We start from the raw sequence: 15,212 nt of genomic DNA on the forward strand, positions 1-15,212 counted from the left end.
CATGCGTATTTGGCCGTTGGCGGCCGCGGTCGCCCTCACCCTCCCCCTGGCCGCGTGCAGCGGCGCGGGCCCGCGCGACAACATCGTCGTCGCCGCCTCCGCCGCCCCTGCCGGGTTGGACTTCACCACCACCGGCGGCGCGGCGGCTCCGCAGGCGCTCGTCGGCAATGTGTACGAAACACTCGTGCGTATCGACGACACCGGCACCCCGGTGCCCCACCTCGCCGAGTCGTGGGACCGCGACGGTGAGACCTTCACGTTCCACCTGCGCGACGACGTGACCTTTTCCGACGGCACGCCGTTTACCGCCGACGACGCCGCGTTTTCCATCGACTACGTCAAACACGAGTGGACGAATGGGTTGAAGGCGCAGATGGATCCGGTCGTCGATACGCGAGTGCTGGGTGAGCACACCTTGGAGGTCACAGTCGACGGCGACGCGGACGCCTGGCTGTGGTCCATGGGCACGCTCACCGGCGCGATGATGACGCCGGCGAGCGTGGAGCGCCTGGCCACCAACCCGCTGGGCACCGGCCCATACACCGTGGACCGTTTCGACATCGGCGAGAAGATCACCTTCACCGCCCGCGAGGACTATTGGGCGGGCCCCGTCGAGCGCGACGCCGTGATGCGCTACTTCGACGACCCGGTCTCCGCCGTCAACGCGCTGCGCGTGGGTGACGCGGACGTGGTGTGGGCGATGCAGGCGCCGCAACTGATTGACACCCTTCCCGACGACATCCGCGTGGAAGTCGGCACCACCAACGGCGAAGTGCTGCTGAGTATGAACAACCAGCGCGCCCCGTTCGACGACCCGGACGTGCGCCGCGCGGTGGCCTACGCCGTGGACCGCCAGGCCATCAACGACGTGGTCTACAACGGCCTGGCCACCGACACCGGCGGCGCCCCCGTGCCACCCACCGACCCGTGGTTCACCGGCCGCGACTACTACCCCTTCGACCCGGACAAGGCCCGCGAACTGCTCGCCGGGCGCACCCCGGACATCACGATCACGGTGCCCAACCTGCCGTACGCACAAACGGCAAGCGAGCTGCTCTACTCGCAACTGCGCGACGTCGGGTTCAAGGTGCGCTTAGACACCGTCGAATTCCCCGCCGTGTGGCTATCCGAGGTGCACAAGGGCCACGACTACCAGTCCTCGCTCATTGCGCACGTGGAGCCGCGCGACGTGCCCATGCTCTTCGGCAACCCCGACTACTACCTGGGCTACAACTCCGCCGAGGTTCAGGCCGACATCGCCGCCGGCGACATGGCCGCCGCCATCGACCAGATCATGGACGACGCCGCCGCGCTCACCCTGGTCAACGCCCCGAACATCGTGCTCTACGCACCCGGGGTGACGGGGCTGAACCCGAACGTGGTCACCGACTCGCTGCGCCTTGACGAGGTAGAGAAATGATCCGCACCATCACCAAACACCTGCTGCGGTTTGTGCTGCTGCTCGTCGCCGCCAGCCTGATCATCTTCGCGCTGCTGCGCGCGGTGCCCGGCGACCCGGCGCGCATCGCCCTCGGCGTGTCCGCCACCGACGCCGACGTCGCGGAGTTAAACACCCGGCTCGGCCTCGACCAGCCACTTGCCACCCAGTACTTCGACTGGGTCGGCGGGCTTCTGACCGGCGACTTTGGCATCTCGTTGTCGTCCGGCAAAGAGATCACCGACACCGTACTCGAGCGCGCCGGGGTGTCGCTCACGCTCACGCTTGTGGCCATGGCGGTCTCGCTGCTCGTCGCCATCCCGGCGGGTGTGTACCTGGCGCGGTGGCGCCGCTCACCCGGTGGCGTTGTCGTCGGCGGGCTGTCCCAGGTGGGCATTATCGTCCCGTCGTTTTTGGTGGGTATTGCGCTCGTCGCCCTGTTTTCGGTGCGGCTCGGCTGGCTGCCGGCCAACGGCTGGGGCACGCCCGCGCACCTCGTGCTGCCGGTGGCGTCGCTCGCGCTGGTGCAGGCGTCGATTCTCACCCGTTACGTCGCGGCCTCGGTGCGCGAGGAGCTGGGCCGCGACTATGTGCGCACGGGCCGGGCGCAGGGGTCGTCGATAAGCAAAGTGCTCTACTCGTCGGCGCTGCGCAACGCCGCGCTGCCTGTGATCACGGTCGTGGGCGTGCAGTTGGCGTCGCTCGTGGTGGGCGCGGTGGTCATCGAGCGTGTGTTCACGATTCCGGGGTTGGGCACGATGCTTCTCGACGCCGTCGGCAACCGCGACCTCACCACCGTCCAAACCGTAATGATGCTCATCGTCGCATTCACGCTGGTGATCAACCTGGTGGTGGATCTGGCCTACGCCGTGATCGACCCGCGCATTCGGAGGCAGGCATGACAACCAAACGCACTGTTGGCGCCGTGATCGTGTTGGTCGTGGCGGTGCTCGCGCTCATTTCGCTGGTGTGGACGCCCTACGACCCGCTCCAGGCAGAGGTGGCCCACCGGCTCGAAGGCTCGTCCGCGGCGCACTGGATGGGCACCGACCAGTTCGGCCGCGACATGGCCTCGCGAGTGATGGACGGCGCGCGGATGACGCTCACCGTCGCTGTTGGCGCGGTGGGGCTGTCGGCACTTGTCGGCGTTCCGCTGGGAATCTGGGCCGGCATGCGCCGCGGCGCGTCGCGGTTCGTCATGGCGGGCGCCGACCTGTTGCTGGCGTTTCCGGCGCTGCTGCTTGCGATCGTGTTTACCGCCGTGTTCGGCGCCTCGATCTGGATCGTGGTGCTGGCTATCGGCATCGCAGGGATCCCCGGGTTCGTCCGCGTCGCCCGCGCCGGCACGCTGCAGGTGATGCAGAACGACTACATCCTGGCCGCGCGGATTGCCAAGGTGCCGGGACCGCGGATCGCGCGCCGCCACGTGCTGCCGAACATCTGGCCCATCGTGCTCACGCAGATCTCCGTCGCGGTGGCGCTGGCAATTCTTGCCGAGGCCGGCCTGTCCTTCCTCGGGCTTGGCGCGCCCGCCCCGTTCGCGTCCTGGGGCCGCATGCTGCAGGCCTCCCAGCCGTATCTGGCTACCTCGCCGCACCTCGCGCTGTGGCCAGGACTCGCCATCGCGTTGACTGTGCTGGGCTTTAATCTTCTGGGAGGTAGCGATGATCGTCGTTAAGCACCTGCACATCGAGGGCATCCTCCACGACATCTCACTCACCGTCGGCGCCGGCGAGCGCGTGGGCATCATCGGCGAATCCGGCTCCGGCAAGTCCGTCACCGCACTGTCCATCATGGGACTTTCCGACCTGCCCGCGGAAGGATCCATCACCGTCGACGGCACCGAGATGGTCGGCACCCCCGACCGTGTACGCAGGCGCGTGCGCGGCACCAAAGTCGCGATGGTGTTCCAGGAGCCGATGACCGCGCTCGACCCGCTGAAGAAGATCGGCAAACTCGTCCCACGCGACCTGCTTCGCGACGTCGGCGTGGACCGCCCCGACGCCTACCCCCACGAACTTTCCGGCGGCCAGCGCCAGCGCGTGCTCATCGCGCTCGCCCTGTCGCAAAACCCGGACGTGCTCATTTGCGACGAACCCACCACCGCCCTCGATGCGATCGTCCAAGCCGAAATCCTCGACCTGCTCGACCGGCTTGTGCGCGAGCGCGGCATGGGGCTGCTGTTTATCTCCCACGACCTTTCCGTGGTGCGCCGCATGACCGAGCGCGTTTTGGTGTTCAAGGACGGTCGCATCGTCGACGCCGACTCCGACTACGCCCGCGCACTCGCCGCGGCCGCCGAGCCCGGCGCGCCCGCGCTACCGGTCCCCCTCGGGGAGCCGGTGGTGACCCTCGACGCGGTGAAACTCAAGCGCGGCGCCACCATGGCCGTCGACGATGTCACCCTCACCGTGCGCGAAGGCGAACGCCTAGCCATCGTCGGCGGGTCCGGCTCCGGCAAGACGTCGCTGTTGCACCTCATCGCAGGACTGCGCCAGCCCACCGCCGGCACCGTGAACGTGCGCGGCGACGTGCAGATGGTCTTCCAAGACCCGTACTCGTCGTTGGACCCGCGGATGGACGTGGGGTCGTCGATACGCGAAGCGGGCGTGGATCAGGCCCGCGCGGACGCGATGCTCGAGCGCGTCGGCCTCGCCGGCACCGGCAGCCGCAAACCCGCGCAGTTTTCCGGCGGGCAGCGCCAACGCATCTCCATCGCGCGCGCCACAGCACCCCGCCCGGACATTTTGCTTGCCGACGAGCCCGTCTCCGCCCTCGACGCCACCATCCAAGACCAGGTGCTCGACCTGCTGCGGGAAAGCGTCGGCGAGCACACGCTCGTCTTTGTCACCCACGACCTCAAGGTCGCCCGCGAACTGTGCCCCACTGTCGCCGTGATGCAGGCTGGGCGCATCGTCGAACACGGTACGACCGCCGACATCTGGGAAAATCCCCAGCACCCCTACACCCGGGAGCTACTCGCCGCCGTAATATAGGCCACCATGAGCGCGAAGATCTGCGTAGTCGGCTCCATCAACGCCGACCTGACCGTCAACGTTGAACGCCACCCCATCCCGGGCGAGACCCTCATGGGTGCCGGCGGCGGCATCACCGCCGGCGGCAAGGGCGCGAACCAGGCCTGCGCCGCCGCCCGCCTCGGCGCGCCGGTGGCGCTGGTCGGCGCGGTGGGCACCGACGCCAACGCCAAACCCGCCACCGCGCTGCTGCACGAAGCCGACGTCGACCTCACCCACGTCGAAGAGGTCAACGAGGTCACCGGCCTTGCCGTGATCACCGTCGCCGCCAACGGCGAGAACACCGTGCTCGTCGTCCCCGGGGCCAACGCGCTTGTCGACGCCACCTTCGTCGCCCGCCACAGCACCCCCATCGAGTCCGCCGAGGTCGTCCTGCTGCAAGGCGAGATCCCCGCCGACGGCTTCGCGCGTGCGGTGGAATTGGCGAAGGGCCGCGTGGTGGTCAACCTTGCGCCGGTGGTCGACGTGCCGCGCTCCGCCCTGCTCAAAGCCGATCCGCTCATGGCCAACGAGCACGAAGCCGGCCTCATCCTCGCGCAGTTGGGGCTCGATTCTGCCGGCACTCCGGAGGAGCTTGCGCGCCGGCTAAAGGACGCCGGTTTCGCTTCCGTCGTGCTCACCCTGGGCGCCGCCGGTGCCCTGGTCGCCGACGACGCCGGCCTCACCCACGTCGCCTCACCCCAGGTCGAGGCCGTGGACACCGTCGGCGCGGGCGACGCGTTTGCCGGCGCCTTCTGCGCCCGCATCGTCGAAGGCGACACGCTGGTTGAAGCAGCGCAGTACGCCGCCCGCGTCGGCGCCTTTTCCGTCACCCGCCCCGGCGCGCAGCCGTCCTACCCGTCCGCCGCGGACCACCTGCCGTAGGGCATTTTGCTCGGCGCGGGAACCGGCGCGGTGATCCGTGCGTCTCATACTCATGGCGCACAACGGAATGGAGATCACCTTTGCCCCGGTGATCGTGAACGCTTCGCAAGTTAAGGCGGGCCGGAAATACCTGGCCGTCAGCAAAACCTTATTCATCGACGAGCAGCACTCGCGGGCGAGCTGGCTCATCGCCCACGACGCCCGCCACCACCCCAACGGCCGCAGCTACCCGGTGCCGGCAGCCGTTCGCGCGGTGGCACACTGCCACGAACACCCCGGTAGCGTGATCAGCGGTTTCTCAGCGCTCGCGGTGTTGGGCCTGCCCTTTCTTGTCGACGCCGCCGACACCACCCTGCACGCACCCGTCGGCAAACACCGGCCGGCCTCGCAGCACGCCCCCTCGGTGACCCGGCTTCGCCCGCCCCACACCGAAACCTGGACGCTCACCCACCGCGGGCTACACCTCCGCGTCGCCACCCCAGAACGAGCCACAGTGCAAGCGCTGCAGCAGCTTCGACACGTCGAACACTCGTGGCAGGTCGAGGAGGTGGAGGGCCTCGACCCCGTCGACGTTCGAGCCATCCAGCTCATCGACTGCGTCCGCCGCCACCTCGGAGTCACACCAAAAAGCATCCGGGCCGCAGCGTTCGGCCAGCTCAACGCCCGCTGGCTGTCAGGAATACTCGCCAGGTCGAGGGACACCGCCGATTCGCCGAAAGAGACGGAGTTGCGGCTGATGCTGGAGCCGATCGTCGCCAAGCACGGCGTTGCGCTGGTGGAACAGTTTCCGGTGGTGGTCGGTGGTCGGATCATCACCACGCTGGACTTCGCCATCCCTCAGCTCAGGATCGGGGCGATGTTCGACGGGCACCACCACTGGGAGTGGGAGCAGCGCCAGAAGGACTCGTCGATCAACATGACTGCGCTGGCCGAGGGGTGGAAAGTGCCGCGGACGTCCGCAAAGACGATGCGTCAATGCGTCCAGACCATCGAGGCCCTCATCGTCGACGCGCTTCGGCAGCTGTGACAGATCGTGATTCGGCCCAACCGGCGACCTGGGGAAAGTGACAAATCGTGCAGCTGAGCTGGTGCACGATTTGTCACAACCGGCGGGCTACTCCTCGTCGGTGGACAGCGCCGCCACGAACGCCTCCTGCGGAACGGTCACCGAGCCGATGTTCTTCATGCGCTTCTTACCGGCCTTCTGCTTCTCCAGCAGCTTGCGCTTACGGGAGATGTCGCCGCCGTAGCACTTCGACAGCACGTCCTTGCGCAGCGCGCGGATGTTCTCGCGGGCGATGATCTTCGACCCGATCGCGGCCTGGACCGGCACCTCGAACTGTTGGCGCGGGATGAGCTCTTTGAGCTTCTTCGTCATCTTGTTGCCGTACCACTGAGCCGAATCCTTGTGCACGATGGCTGAAAACGCGTCCACCGGCTCGCCCTGGAGCAGGATGTCCACCTTGACCAGGTCCGCCAACTGCTCACCGGCCTCTTCATAGTTCAGCGAGGCGTAGCCCTTGGTGCGGGATTTGAGCATGTCGAAGAAATCGAAGATGATCTCGCCCAGCGGCATGAGGTAGCGCAGCTCCACGCGGTCCTCGGAGAGGTACTCCATGTTCTTCATCTGGCCGCGCTTGGACTGGCACAGCTCCATCGTCGAGCCGACGAACTCTTGCGGCACGATGATGGTCATGTTCACGATCGGCTCGTAGACCTCGGGGATCTTGCCGCCGGGCCAGTCGGAGGGGTTGTGCACAATCTGTTCGCTGCCGTCCTCGGTGACCACCCGGTAGGTCACGCTCGGCGCCGTGGAAATAAGGTCCAGATCGAACTCGCGCTCGAGGCGGGTGCGGGTGATCTCCATGTGCAACAGACCCAAGAAACCGCAGCGGAAACCGAAGCCCAGGGCGACGGAGGTTTCGGGCTCCCAAGTCAGGGAGGCGTCGTTAAGCTGCAGCTTCTCCAGGGATTCGCGCAGGGTCGGGAAGTCTTCCTGGCTGACCGGGAACAGGCCCGAGTACACCATCGGCTTGACCTCCTCAAAACCTTCCAACGGCTCCGCGGCACCCTTGTTCGCCCAGGTGACGGTGTCGCCGACGCGGGTTTCGCGCACATCCTTCACGCCGGTGATGAGGTAGCCCACCTCGCCGGGGCCTAAGCCCTTGGTCTTTTTCATCGTCGGTGAAACCACACCGATCTCGAGGATTTCCAGGGTGGTGCCGGTGTTCATCATCTGCACCTTCTGGTTCGGTTCGAGTTTGCCGTCCATCATGCGCACGTAGGTGACCACGCCGCGGTAGGTGTCGTAGACGGAGTCGAAAATCAGCGCACGCGCCGGTGCGTCGGCGCCGTGCTCGGACTCGGGAGCCGGGATCAAATCCACCACGCGGTCCAAAAGCTCCGGCACGCCCTCGCCGGTCTTGCCGGACACGCGCAGCACATCCTCCGGCTCGCAGCCGATGATGTTGGCGATCTCCAGCGCGTACTTCTCCGGGTCGGCCGCCGGCAGGTCGATCTTGTTCAGCACCGGGATAATCTCCAGGTCGTTGTCGATCGCCATGTACAGGTTCGCCAGGGTTTGGGCTTCGATGCCCTGGGCGGCGTCGACAAGCAAAATAGCGCCCTCGCACGCGTCGAGCGAGCGCGCAACCTCGTAGGAGAAGTCGACGTGGCCCGGGGTGTCGATCATCTGCAGGACCATCTCTTCGCCAACGTGATCGCCCGTCGACGGCACCCACGGCAGGCGCACGTTCTGCGCCTTGATGGTGATGCCGCGCTCGCGCTCAATGTCCATATTGTCGAGGTATTGGTCGCGCATCTCGCGCTCGTCGACGACGTTGGACAGTTGCAGAATGCGGTCTGCCAGCGTCGACTTGCCGTGGTCGATGTGGGCGATAATGCAGAAGTTACGGATGCGGGCCGGGTCCGTGAACGTGGTTTCCGCGAAGTTTTTCGATTTGGCAGCCATAATTTTCACATCTTACGTGGCCCGAATCGCGCTAACGTGTGGGCATGCCAACTGAGTTTCACCGTGCCGGACTACTGTACCGACTAAGCGAGCCCAAGTGGTGGCGCCCACTGCTGGAATTTGTGCTGCTCGCTGTGCTCGTCGTCGCGTTCACGCTGGCTGTCACCATCCCGGTGGGGCTCGCCGCCGGCTACTTCGGGCTGGACATTTTCGACGAGAACGCCACCGACCCGCTCGTGTCGCTCCTGCAAGTCCTGTTTATCGCCGTGCTGCTGCCGACGCCGTTTATCGCCGCGCGGGTACTCGGCCGCAAGGCGGGAGCGCTGCACAGCATCGAGGGGCGGTTCCGCTGGGGTGTTGCCGGGCGCGCGTTCGCCATCGTGTTCGCGGCCTACGGCGGGCTCGTGGCGTTCGAGGCGGTTGCGTTTGGGTTGGACGGGGTGAGTGTCGGTCGTCGAGAAGCACTGCTCTTGGCGGCGTTTGTGGTGCTCGTTCCCTTGCAGGCGGCCGCGGAGGAGTACGTTTTCCGCGCGAGCCTGCCGCAGATTCTCGGACAGTGGAACGCTCCGGCCTGGCTGTGCTACAGCTTGCCGGCGATTGGGTTTGTGGCCAGCCACGTCTACAACTGGATCGGGCTGGTGGACATCGCCATCTTCGCGCTGTGCGTCGCGCTTTTGACCTGGCGCACGGGAGGTGTGGAGGCCGCGATCATGCTGCACGCAGTGAGCAACACCGTGGTGTTCGGCTACGGCGCGATCGGCGCCTCCAACCCGAGCGAGACCGAGATTGCGATGAGTGAGATGGCGATCTCGTCGCTGATCACCCTCGGTGTGACCGTGCTGCTGCTGTGGGCATTAAAGGACGCGGGCGAAAATTCGCGGCGCAAAATTGTTGTTCCGGCACCCGAAAACCTTTACAGTGACCGGTAACTGCAACCTGGAGGTTTCACCGTGGCGTTCCAACGGTTCAAGCGCACAAGGAAAACACCCCTCGACCAGGGCTTGACCATGCTCAACGAGCGCCTGACCAACCAAATCCAGAAACGCCGCACCCGGGCGCCGAAACTCGCGGTGCGGCCAACCCGCTCGATTGCGCGCAGCATCTACTACGCCCCCGACATGGACGGGGCCGCCGAACCCGGCGAGGTCGTGTGGGTCACCGTGCCGTCGCACCCGCCGAAGCAGCGCTCCATGCTGGTGGTGGGGCGCGAGCGTCACGACGTCCTCGGCCTGCTTATCTCCCCGGACACCGAGCACGAGCACGACGAGCGCTGGTTCGAAATCGGCCCCGGCGACTGGGAATCCTCCGGCCGGCCGTGCTGGGTGCGGGTGGACAAAACGCTGGTGGTGGCGGAGGCGGACGTGCACCGCCGGGGTACATCGGTGCCACCGCGGCGGTTCCAGCGGGTGGCGAACACACTGCGGGAGCGCTTCGACTGGTCCTAGGTTTTGGCCAGGCGTTACCGGGCTGTTATCCTTGGCAGGTTGTTCGTACCCGGCGACGTTGAGGGTGCGTGGCGCTACGTGGACAGGACCTTGGGTTCGCGTTGATAACCAAAGCGCTGCGCTTATGCCCTGCCGGAGAGCGACAGTTCATGTTCGATTGAGAAACCAAGAGGTATTTCACGATGGCTAACATCAAGCAGCAGAAGAAGCGCGTCCTGACCAACGAGAAGCGTCGTCAGCGCAACAAGTCGTTCCGCTCCGCGACCCGCACCGAGATCCGCAAGTTCCGTGAGGCTGTGGAGTCCGGCGACAAGGCCGCAGCTGAGGCGCAGCTCCGCGTCGCGTCCCGCAAGCTGGACAAGGCCGTGACCAAGGGCGTGTTCCACCGCAACTCCGCGGCGAACAAGAAGTCCAACATGGCTCGCGCCCTGAACAAGATGGACTAATATCGCCATCGCCTACAGGTTGAACCCGCCCGCAACCCGGGCGGGTTCACTTGTGTGTAACGCCGATCGCGGCACCGACGAATAGGACAAACGTGAAAATTAGAAAACGCGCGGTCGCAGCCGCGATCACCTTCAGCCTGATGGCCGCCCCGATCACTCCGGTGGCGCAAGCCCAGACCCCGTCCGTGTCCACCACCACGGAGGCCGCCGAACTGATCGGCATGCTGGCGCAGATCCTGCCGGCCAACAACAAGCAGATCACCCAGGCGCTCACCGCCCTAGCGCTGGTCATCGCCGGTATCGCGGTGGTGGCGCCGTTGGTGGAGGCGGGGTCGTCGATACGCAACGGCACCGCGGTGTCGCAGGGTGTGAAAACGCGCCGCATCACCGTCGGCGGCAAGACCCGCTCGTACGACGTGGTACTGCCGGCGGGGCATTCCGCCGACAAGTCGTACCCGGTGATCATCGGTTTCGGCGGGTGGCAGCACGACGCGGCCCGCACGCGCGACTACGAGCGGTTCGAGACCGCCACCGACGGCGCGATCGTGATCTACGCACAAGGCGTGGACAACGCGTGGGCGGGCGCGCCGTACGCGAAAACCAGCATCGACGAGGACATTGCGTACGTTCGCGCGCTTATCGACGACGCCTCGCAGACCTTTGGCGCCGACCCCGACCACGTCGCTGTGGCCGGCCTGTCTAACGGCGGCGGTTTTGCGGCGGCGCTGGCGTGCCACGCGCCGGAGACCATTACGGCGGCCGCGGCGGTGGCGGGCGCCTACTACTCGCCCACCGTCACCGGCTGCGAGCGTGGCGCGGTTCCGGTGCTTTTGATGCACGGCACGAACGACGACATCGTCGGCTACGACGGCGGGGTCCGCCACGGCGCGTCCTTTGAGGCGGTGAAGGACGTGTTTGGCACGCTGGGGCGCAAGAACGGCTGCGTGATGCTCCCGCGCGAGTCGCGCACCGGCAACGTGACCACGATCGAGCCGCTGAACTGCGACGCGGAGACCCGCTTGCAGCGCATCGAGGGCGGCGGGCACACCTGGTTCACCAACCCGAGCGCGTCCGCCGAGACCGCACGCTTTTTGCTGCAGTACCTCTAAAGCGTCAGCGCGCCGCGCACGATCAGCGTGATGCCCACGACGACGAAGAACGCCCCGGCACCGATGTCGATGTAGGGCCCGGCGCGCAAGAACTTACGCCGCACCCGATCGGTGGAGACCACCTGGACAAACACGGCGAACAGGGCGAAGGCGCTCAGCCACAGCGCGACGATGACTACCGCTGCGGTGCCCAGGCTCGGACTCGGCGGGAGCAGTGGGGCGATCATCGCGGAGAGGGCGACGACGATCTTGGGGTTGGCGAGGTTCGTCGCTAAGCCTTTGAGATACGACGCGCGCACGCTGCCGAGTCGCTCCTCCGCTTCTGCCAGGCTCGTCGGCGGGTAGTGGCGCTCCTCCACCCCGGAGCGGACGTTGGATGCGCCCATCGCGATAAGGATCGCCCCGCCGACGATCTGGATGTAGGTGAGCACGTGCGGGAACGCGTTGAGCAGGGCCGCGGCCCCGAAGACGGTGAGCGTGCACCACATGAGCACCCCGGTTTGGATCCCCAGTGCGGTGGCCCACCCGTGGCGGCGCGAGCGGGTGGCGGTGCGTGTCACTAACACCACATCCGGACCGGGTGCGGCAGCGCCGAGAACGTTCAGCCCGACGATGACGGCGAGGTCCCCCGGCGAAATCACACGAGCTCCGCGATGCGCCGCACGGCGTTTTCCAACGCGAACTCCTCGTCGCCGCCTTGGCCTTTCACTTCGGCGTCGAGGTCCGCGACGATGACCACAGCCTCCGAGACCGCGCGGCCCGACCACTGGCGGGCGACTTGCATCGTTTTCTTTGCGACGAACGGGTGCATGCCCACCGTGCGCGCAATCTGCTCCGGGTTGCCGCGCACGCCGTAGAGTTTCGCGATGTCGCCGACCTTGTGCGCGAGCGCCGCCGCGATGGTCACTGGCGAGATGCCCAGCTGCAGCGCCCGGCGTGTCGACGCGAGCGCCCTGTCCGCGCGCCCTGCTACCGCCTGGTCCGCGATGTCGAAGCCGGCGACCTCGGCCACGCCGACGTAGTACTCGCGCACTGCGGCCACGGTGATCTCCCCGTCGGTGTCGGCGACCAACTGGCTGACCGCCGAGGCCAACTCGCGCAGGTCGGAACCCACCGATTCGAGCACCGCCGCCACCACGTCCGGGGTGGGACGCACGCCGTGGGAGCGGAACTCCTCGGTGAGCCATGTGCGGCGCTGCCCGTCGTTGAGCGGGTTGGCCTCGTGGACCTCGGCAATCTTCTTGAACTTGGGCACGAGCGATTTCTGCCGCCCACCGCCGGTGTGTTGGATGATGAGCATGATGCCCGGCGCGGGGTCCACGCACGCGTTGAGCAGCACCTCGGTGGGTTCTTTGCCGGCGAGTTCGGTGTTTTTCACCAGCACGACGCGGTCCTCGGCAAACAGCGACGGGCTGGTGACCATCGCGATTTCGCCATCGGTGACCTCCCCGGCGCGCAGGGTGGACACCTCCACGCCGTCGCCGGCTTGGGCGATGATCTTCTTCGTGGCGCGTTCGGCGAGGAACTCGTCTTCGCCTAGTACGAGGTGCACGGGGTTGAGCATGCCGATCATCTTAAAAGGCCCGCCGAGGAAGTACTTGGGTGCCGTCGGGGTAGATCGTCGCCACGCCGTCGCGGTTCGGGAAGATCACGGGAATTCCCTGGTCAGTGACCACGGGCCGCGTGTGCGGGCGCCCGTGCTCCAGCACGACCACCAGTTGGGTGCCGGGCGGGACGGGTTCGACGTCATCTTTCGTGGCGACGACATGCGCACGCAGGTGGTCCTGCTCCACCGGGGGCGGTTGCTTGACGACGACCACACCGCACACCACCGCCACCGCCAGCGTCATCCGCGGCCGACCGCACAACACGCCCGCGAGGAACCAGCCGTAGACCACCAGGACGTAGAGCGGGGCGGCGTTGATCGTCGCGACGGGAAGTCCTGCGCCAACGTCGGCGACAAACCGTACCCACCTGGCGAGCGGCTCGACGATGAAAAGTGGCACCGCTTCCATCCCGCCGGGTGCGAGGCTGCACACCGCCGCGGCGAGCCCCAGCACGGTCACCGGTCCGGTCACCGGGGCGACTAGCACGTTGGCGACCACCGACACGAGCGAGACGCGGCCTGCCATGAGCGCCACGATGGGCATCGTCGCCACGTCAGCCGCGACAGCCACAGCCAGCGCGCGCACGAGGATGTCCGGCCACCCGGTCTTCGCCAGCGCCCGGTACAGCAGCGGAAACAGCGCGACGATCCCCGCCGTTGCCGCCACCGACAGCGCGAACCCGTAATGCACCGCTAAGTCCGAATCGATGAGCACCAGCGCGATCACCGCAAGACACAGCGCGTGCACCGGCTCCGACTGCCGCGACGCCAGCACCGCTGTAAGCCCCACCAGCCCGGTCACCGACGCGCGCAGCACACTCGGATCCGGCCCCACGAGCGCCGCATAGAGCAAAAGCGCGCTTGTCGACGCCACCACCCTGCCCCGCAGCCCCAACCCCACCGCCGCGGCCAACACCGCGGCGAACGCGGTCACGATCGCTATGTTCGCGCCGGAGACCGCCGACAGGTGCGACAGCCCGGTGTCGACGTAGGCCTGCTGCTCGCCCGCCGACTGCAGCGACGTGTCGCCAAGCACCATGCCGGGGATGAGCCCCTGCGCGTGATCGCCCACGGTGCGCTCCACCGCCGCGGCAAACGTCTCGCGCACGTGCAGCGCGAGGCGTGCGAATCCCTCCGGCGGGCCGGTGGCCTGGACCGTGCCGTTGACCGCGTACGGATTTACCCCCGCCGCCCCCGATTCGCTCACGCTGCCGCGCACCACCACCGACGCGCCGGCGACGACGCCGTCCGGCACCTCGTCGGTAAACACCGGCGTCGGCGACGGGACACCCGCCACCTGCACACGCACGAGGTACCCGCCGGAGGCAATCTGCTTCGGAGCGCCCGCAACAGTGCCCGCGATCTCCCCGGCCGGGTCCCACCGATGCGCGGTACGCAGCCGCAACCACGCCATAATCGTCGACGCCGCGCCCAGCCCCGCGACCATGAGCATCTGCCCCCACGCCCGCCACACCGCCGCGATCCCCGCGCACAGCAGCACCACGACCACCGCCGCGCGCACCCCGAACACGATCGCGCACGCAGCCGCCGCCCACACCGCCAGCGCGGCCGGAACGAGGCGCAGCTCCCCCACCGCTACAGCCCCACCTGGTCGCGCAGCGCTTCGAGCTTCGCCGGGCCGATGCCCTTGACGTCGGTTAGCTGGTCCACCGTGGCAAACGGCCCGTTCGTCTCCCGGTGCGCCACAATCGCTGCGGCAGTCGCCTCCCCGATGCCGCTCAGCGTGGTCAGCTCCGCCACGTCCGCCGTGTTGATCGACACCACCCCAGGCGCGGCCCCACCAGGTGCGACCGGGACGGCCGGGGCGGCGCCTACGGGTTGGACGTGGATCTGTTGGCCGTCGACAAGCAATTGCGCATGATTAATCGAGACCAGATCCGCACCGGGCAGCGGGCGCGCCACCTGCAGCGCATCCGCCACGCGCGCGCCGTTGTTCAGCGTGATCAGTCCTGAGTTTTCCACCTCTCCGACCACGGAGACCACCACCGAGCCGGCGACCTCGGTGGGGTCAGCGACCTGCTCCCACGACACCGGGTCCTCCTCGTCCGGCCCCGTGCGCGTGGCGGCCCACCCGCCGACGGCGAGCAGCACAACCCCGGCCGCGGCGGCGGCCTGCTTGACCGGGATGCGCACCCGCGGCTCCGGGTAGCGCACGGCGAGCAAGTCCTCCTCCCCCGTCGGCCGGGTCAATTCTTTGATGCGTTCTGTGGCGTTCACACCTGGGACGCTAAAAAGCCGCCCCGGGCTTGCCAAGAGGCGGCGAAAAATCTGTGGATA

At 67.3% G+C, this 15,212-nt stretch carries 15 protein-coding genes; 10 read left to right on the forward strand and 5 right to left on the reverse strand.

Annotated features, from left to right (window positions below; translation table 11 throughout):
* The first annotated feature begins 1 nt into the window (after position 1).
* Genes IAU68_RS08815 through IAU68_RS08840 form a run of 6 tightly spaced genes read left to right on the forward strand, consistent with a single transcriptional unit; the run spans position 2 to position 6,364 of the window.
* Positions 2 to 1,420, forward strand: a complete 1,419-nt coding sequence (locus IAU68_RS08815; RefSeq protein WP_171192922.1) for an ABC transporter substrate-binding protein — start codon at positions 2 to 4, stop codon at positions 1,418 to 1,420.
* Positions 1,417 to 2,340: an ABC transporter permease gene (locus tag IAU68_RS08820; RefSeq protein ID WP_171192923.1), complete on the forward strand. Its 924-nt coding sequence runs from the start codon at positions 1,417 to 1,419 to the stop codon at positions 2,338 to 2,340. The genes IAU68_RS08815 and IAU68_RS08820 overlap by 4 nt, the downstream gene beginning before the upstream one ends.
* Entirely contained in the window at positions 2,337 to 3,116 is a 780-nt protein-coding gene (locus IAU68_RS08825) for an ABC transporter permease (protein ID WP_171192924.1), read from the forward strand. The genes IAU68_RS08820 and IAU68_RS08825 overlap by 4 nt, the downstream gene beginning before the upstream one ends.
* Positions 3,103 to 4,434: an ATP-binding cassette domain-containing protein gene (locus IAU68_RS08830; protein WP_171192926.1), complete on the forward strand. Its 1,332-nt coding sequence runs from the start codon at positions 3,103 to 3,105 to the stop codon at positions 4,432 to 4,434. Before IAU68_RS08825 ends, IAU68_RS08830 begins: the two co-directional genes overlap by 14 nt.
* A 6-nt stretch (positions 4,435 to 4,440) precedes the next feature.
* Complete coding sequence (locus IAU68_RS08835; RefSeq protein WP_171192927.1) at positions 4,441 to 5,337, forward strand: ribokinase; 897 nt, start codon at positions 4,441 to 4,443, stop codon at positions 5,335 to 5,337.
* A gap of 52 nt (positions 5,338 to 5,389) precedes the next feature.
* Positions 5,390 to 6,364 (forward strand): hypothetical protein, encoded by a 975-nt coding sequence (locus IAU68_RS08840; RefSeq protein WP_171192928.1) that lies wholly within the window; start codon positions 5,390 to 5,392, stop codon positions 6,362 to 6,364.
* A gap of 87 nt (positions 6,365 to 6,451) precedes the next feature.
* On the opposite strand, the gene lepA is transcribed toward IAU68_RS08840, so the two are convergent.
* Complete coding sequence (lepA, locus tag IAU68_RS08845) at positions 6,452 to 8,308, reverse strand: translation elongation factor 4 (protein ID WP_171192929.1); 1,857 nt, start codon at positions 8,306 to 8,308, stop codon at positions 6,452 to 6,454.
* A 44-nt stretch (positions 8,309 to 8,352) separates the two neighbouring features.
* Between lepA and IAU68_RS08850 the strand changes: the two genes are divergently transcribed.
* The 4 genes from IAU68_RS08850 to IAU68_RS08865 all read left to right on the forward strand — a co-directional run bounded on the left by IAU68_RS08850 (position 8,353) and on the right by IAU68_RS08865 (position 11,308).
* Positions 8,353 to 9,237, forward strand: coding sequence for a CPBP family intramembrane glutamic endopeptidase (locus IAU68_RS08850; RefSeq protein ID WP_171192931.1), 885 nt, complete (start codon positions 8,353 to 8,355; stop codon positions 9,235 to 9,237).
* Positions 9,238 to 9,258: 21 nt separating this feature from the next.
* Complete coding sequence (locus tag IAU68_RS08855) at positions 9,259 to 9,753, forward strand: type II toxin-antitoxin system PemK/MazF family toxin (RefSeq protein WP_231699011.1); 495 nt, start codon at positions 9,259 to 9,261, stop codon at positions 9,751 to 9,753.
* 182 nt (positions 9,754 to 9,935) lie between these two features.
* Positions 9,936 to 10,199, forward strand: a complete 264-nt coding sequence (rpsT, locus tag IAU68_RS08860; RefSeq protein WP_070421324.1) for a 30S ribosomal protein S20 — start codon at positions 9,936 to 9,938, stop codon at positions 10,197 to 10,199.
* Between the two features lie 92 nt (positions 10,200 to 10,291).
* A complete protein-coding gene (locus IAU68_RS08865) occupies positions 10,292 to 11,308 on the forward strand; it encodes an alpha/beta hydrolase family esterase (RefSeq protein ID WP_171192932.1) in 1,017 nt (338 codons plus the stop codon).
* On the opposite strand, the gene IAU68_RS08870 is transcribed toward IAU68_RS08865, so the two are convergent.
* From IAU68_RS08870 to IAU68_RS08885, 4 genes are read right to left on the reverse strand one after another with little or no spacing between them, the layout of a single operon-like run.
* Positions 11,305 to 11,949 carry a LysE family translocator gene (locus tag IAU68_RS08870; protein ID WP_328700685.1) on the reverse strand — a complete coding sequence of 215 codons (645 nt, stop codon included), beginning with the start codon at positions 11,947 to 11,949 and terminating at the stop codon, positions 11,305 to 11,307. The two genes, IAU68_RS08865 and IAU68_RS08870, sit on opposite strands and share 4 nt — an antisense overlap.
* Positions 11,946 to 12,881: a DNA polymerase III subunit delta gene (gene holA / locus IAU68_RS08875; protein WP_171192933.1), complete on the reverse strand. Its 936-nt coding sequence runs from the start codon at positions 12,879 to 12,881 to the stop codon at positions 11,946 to 11,948. The genes IAU68_RS08870 and holA overlap by 4 nt, the downstream gene beginning before the upstream one ends.
* Position 12,882: 1 nt before the next feature.
* Positions 12,883 to 14,508, reverse strand: a complete 1,626-nt coding sequence (locus tag IAU68_RS08880) for a ComEC/Rec2 family competence protein (RefSeq protein WP_171192934.1) — start codon at positions 14,506 to 14,508, stop codon at positions 12,883 to 12,885.
* A gap of 2 nt (positions 14,509 to 14,510) precedes the next feature.
* Positions 14,511 to 15,152, reverse strand: coding sequence for a ComEA family DNA-binding protein (locus IAU68_RS08885; RefSeq protein WP_171192935.1), 642 nt, complete (start codon positions 15,150 to 15,152; stop codon positions 14,511 to 14,513).
* Positions 15,153 to 15,212: the final 60 nt, after the last annotated feature.

Source organism: Corynebacterium lujinxingii (genome assembly GCF_014490555.1).
Taxonomy (GTDB): Bacteria; Actinomycetota; Actinomycetes; order Mycobacteriales; family Mycobacteriaceae; genus Corynebacterium; species Corynebacterium lujinxingii.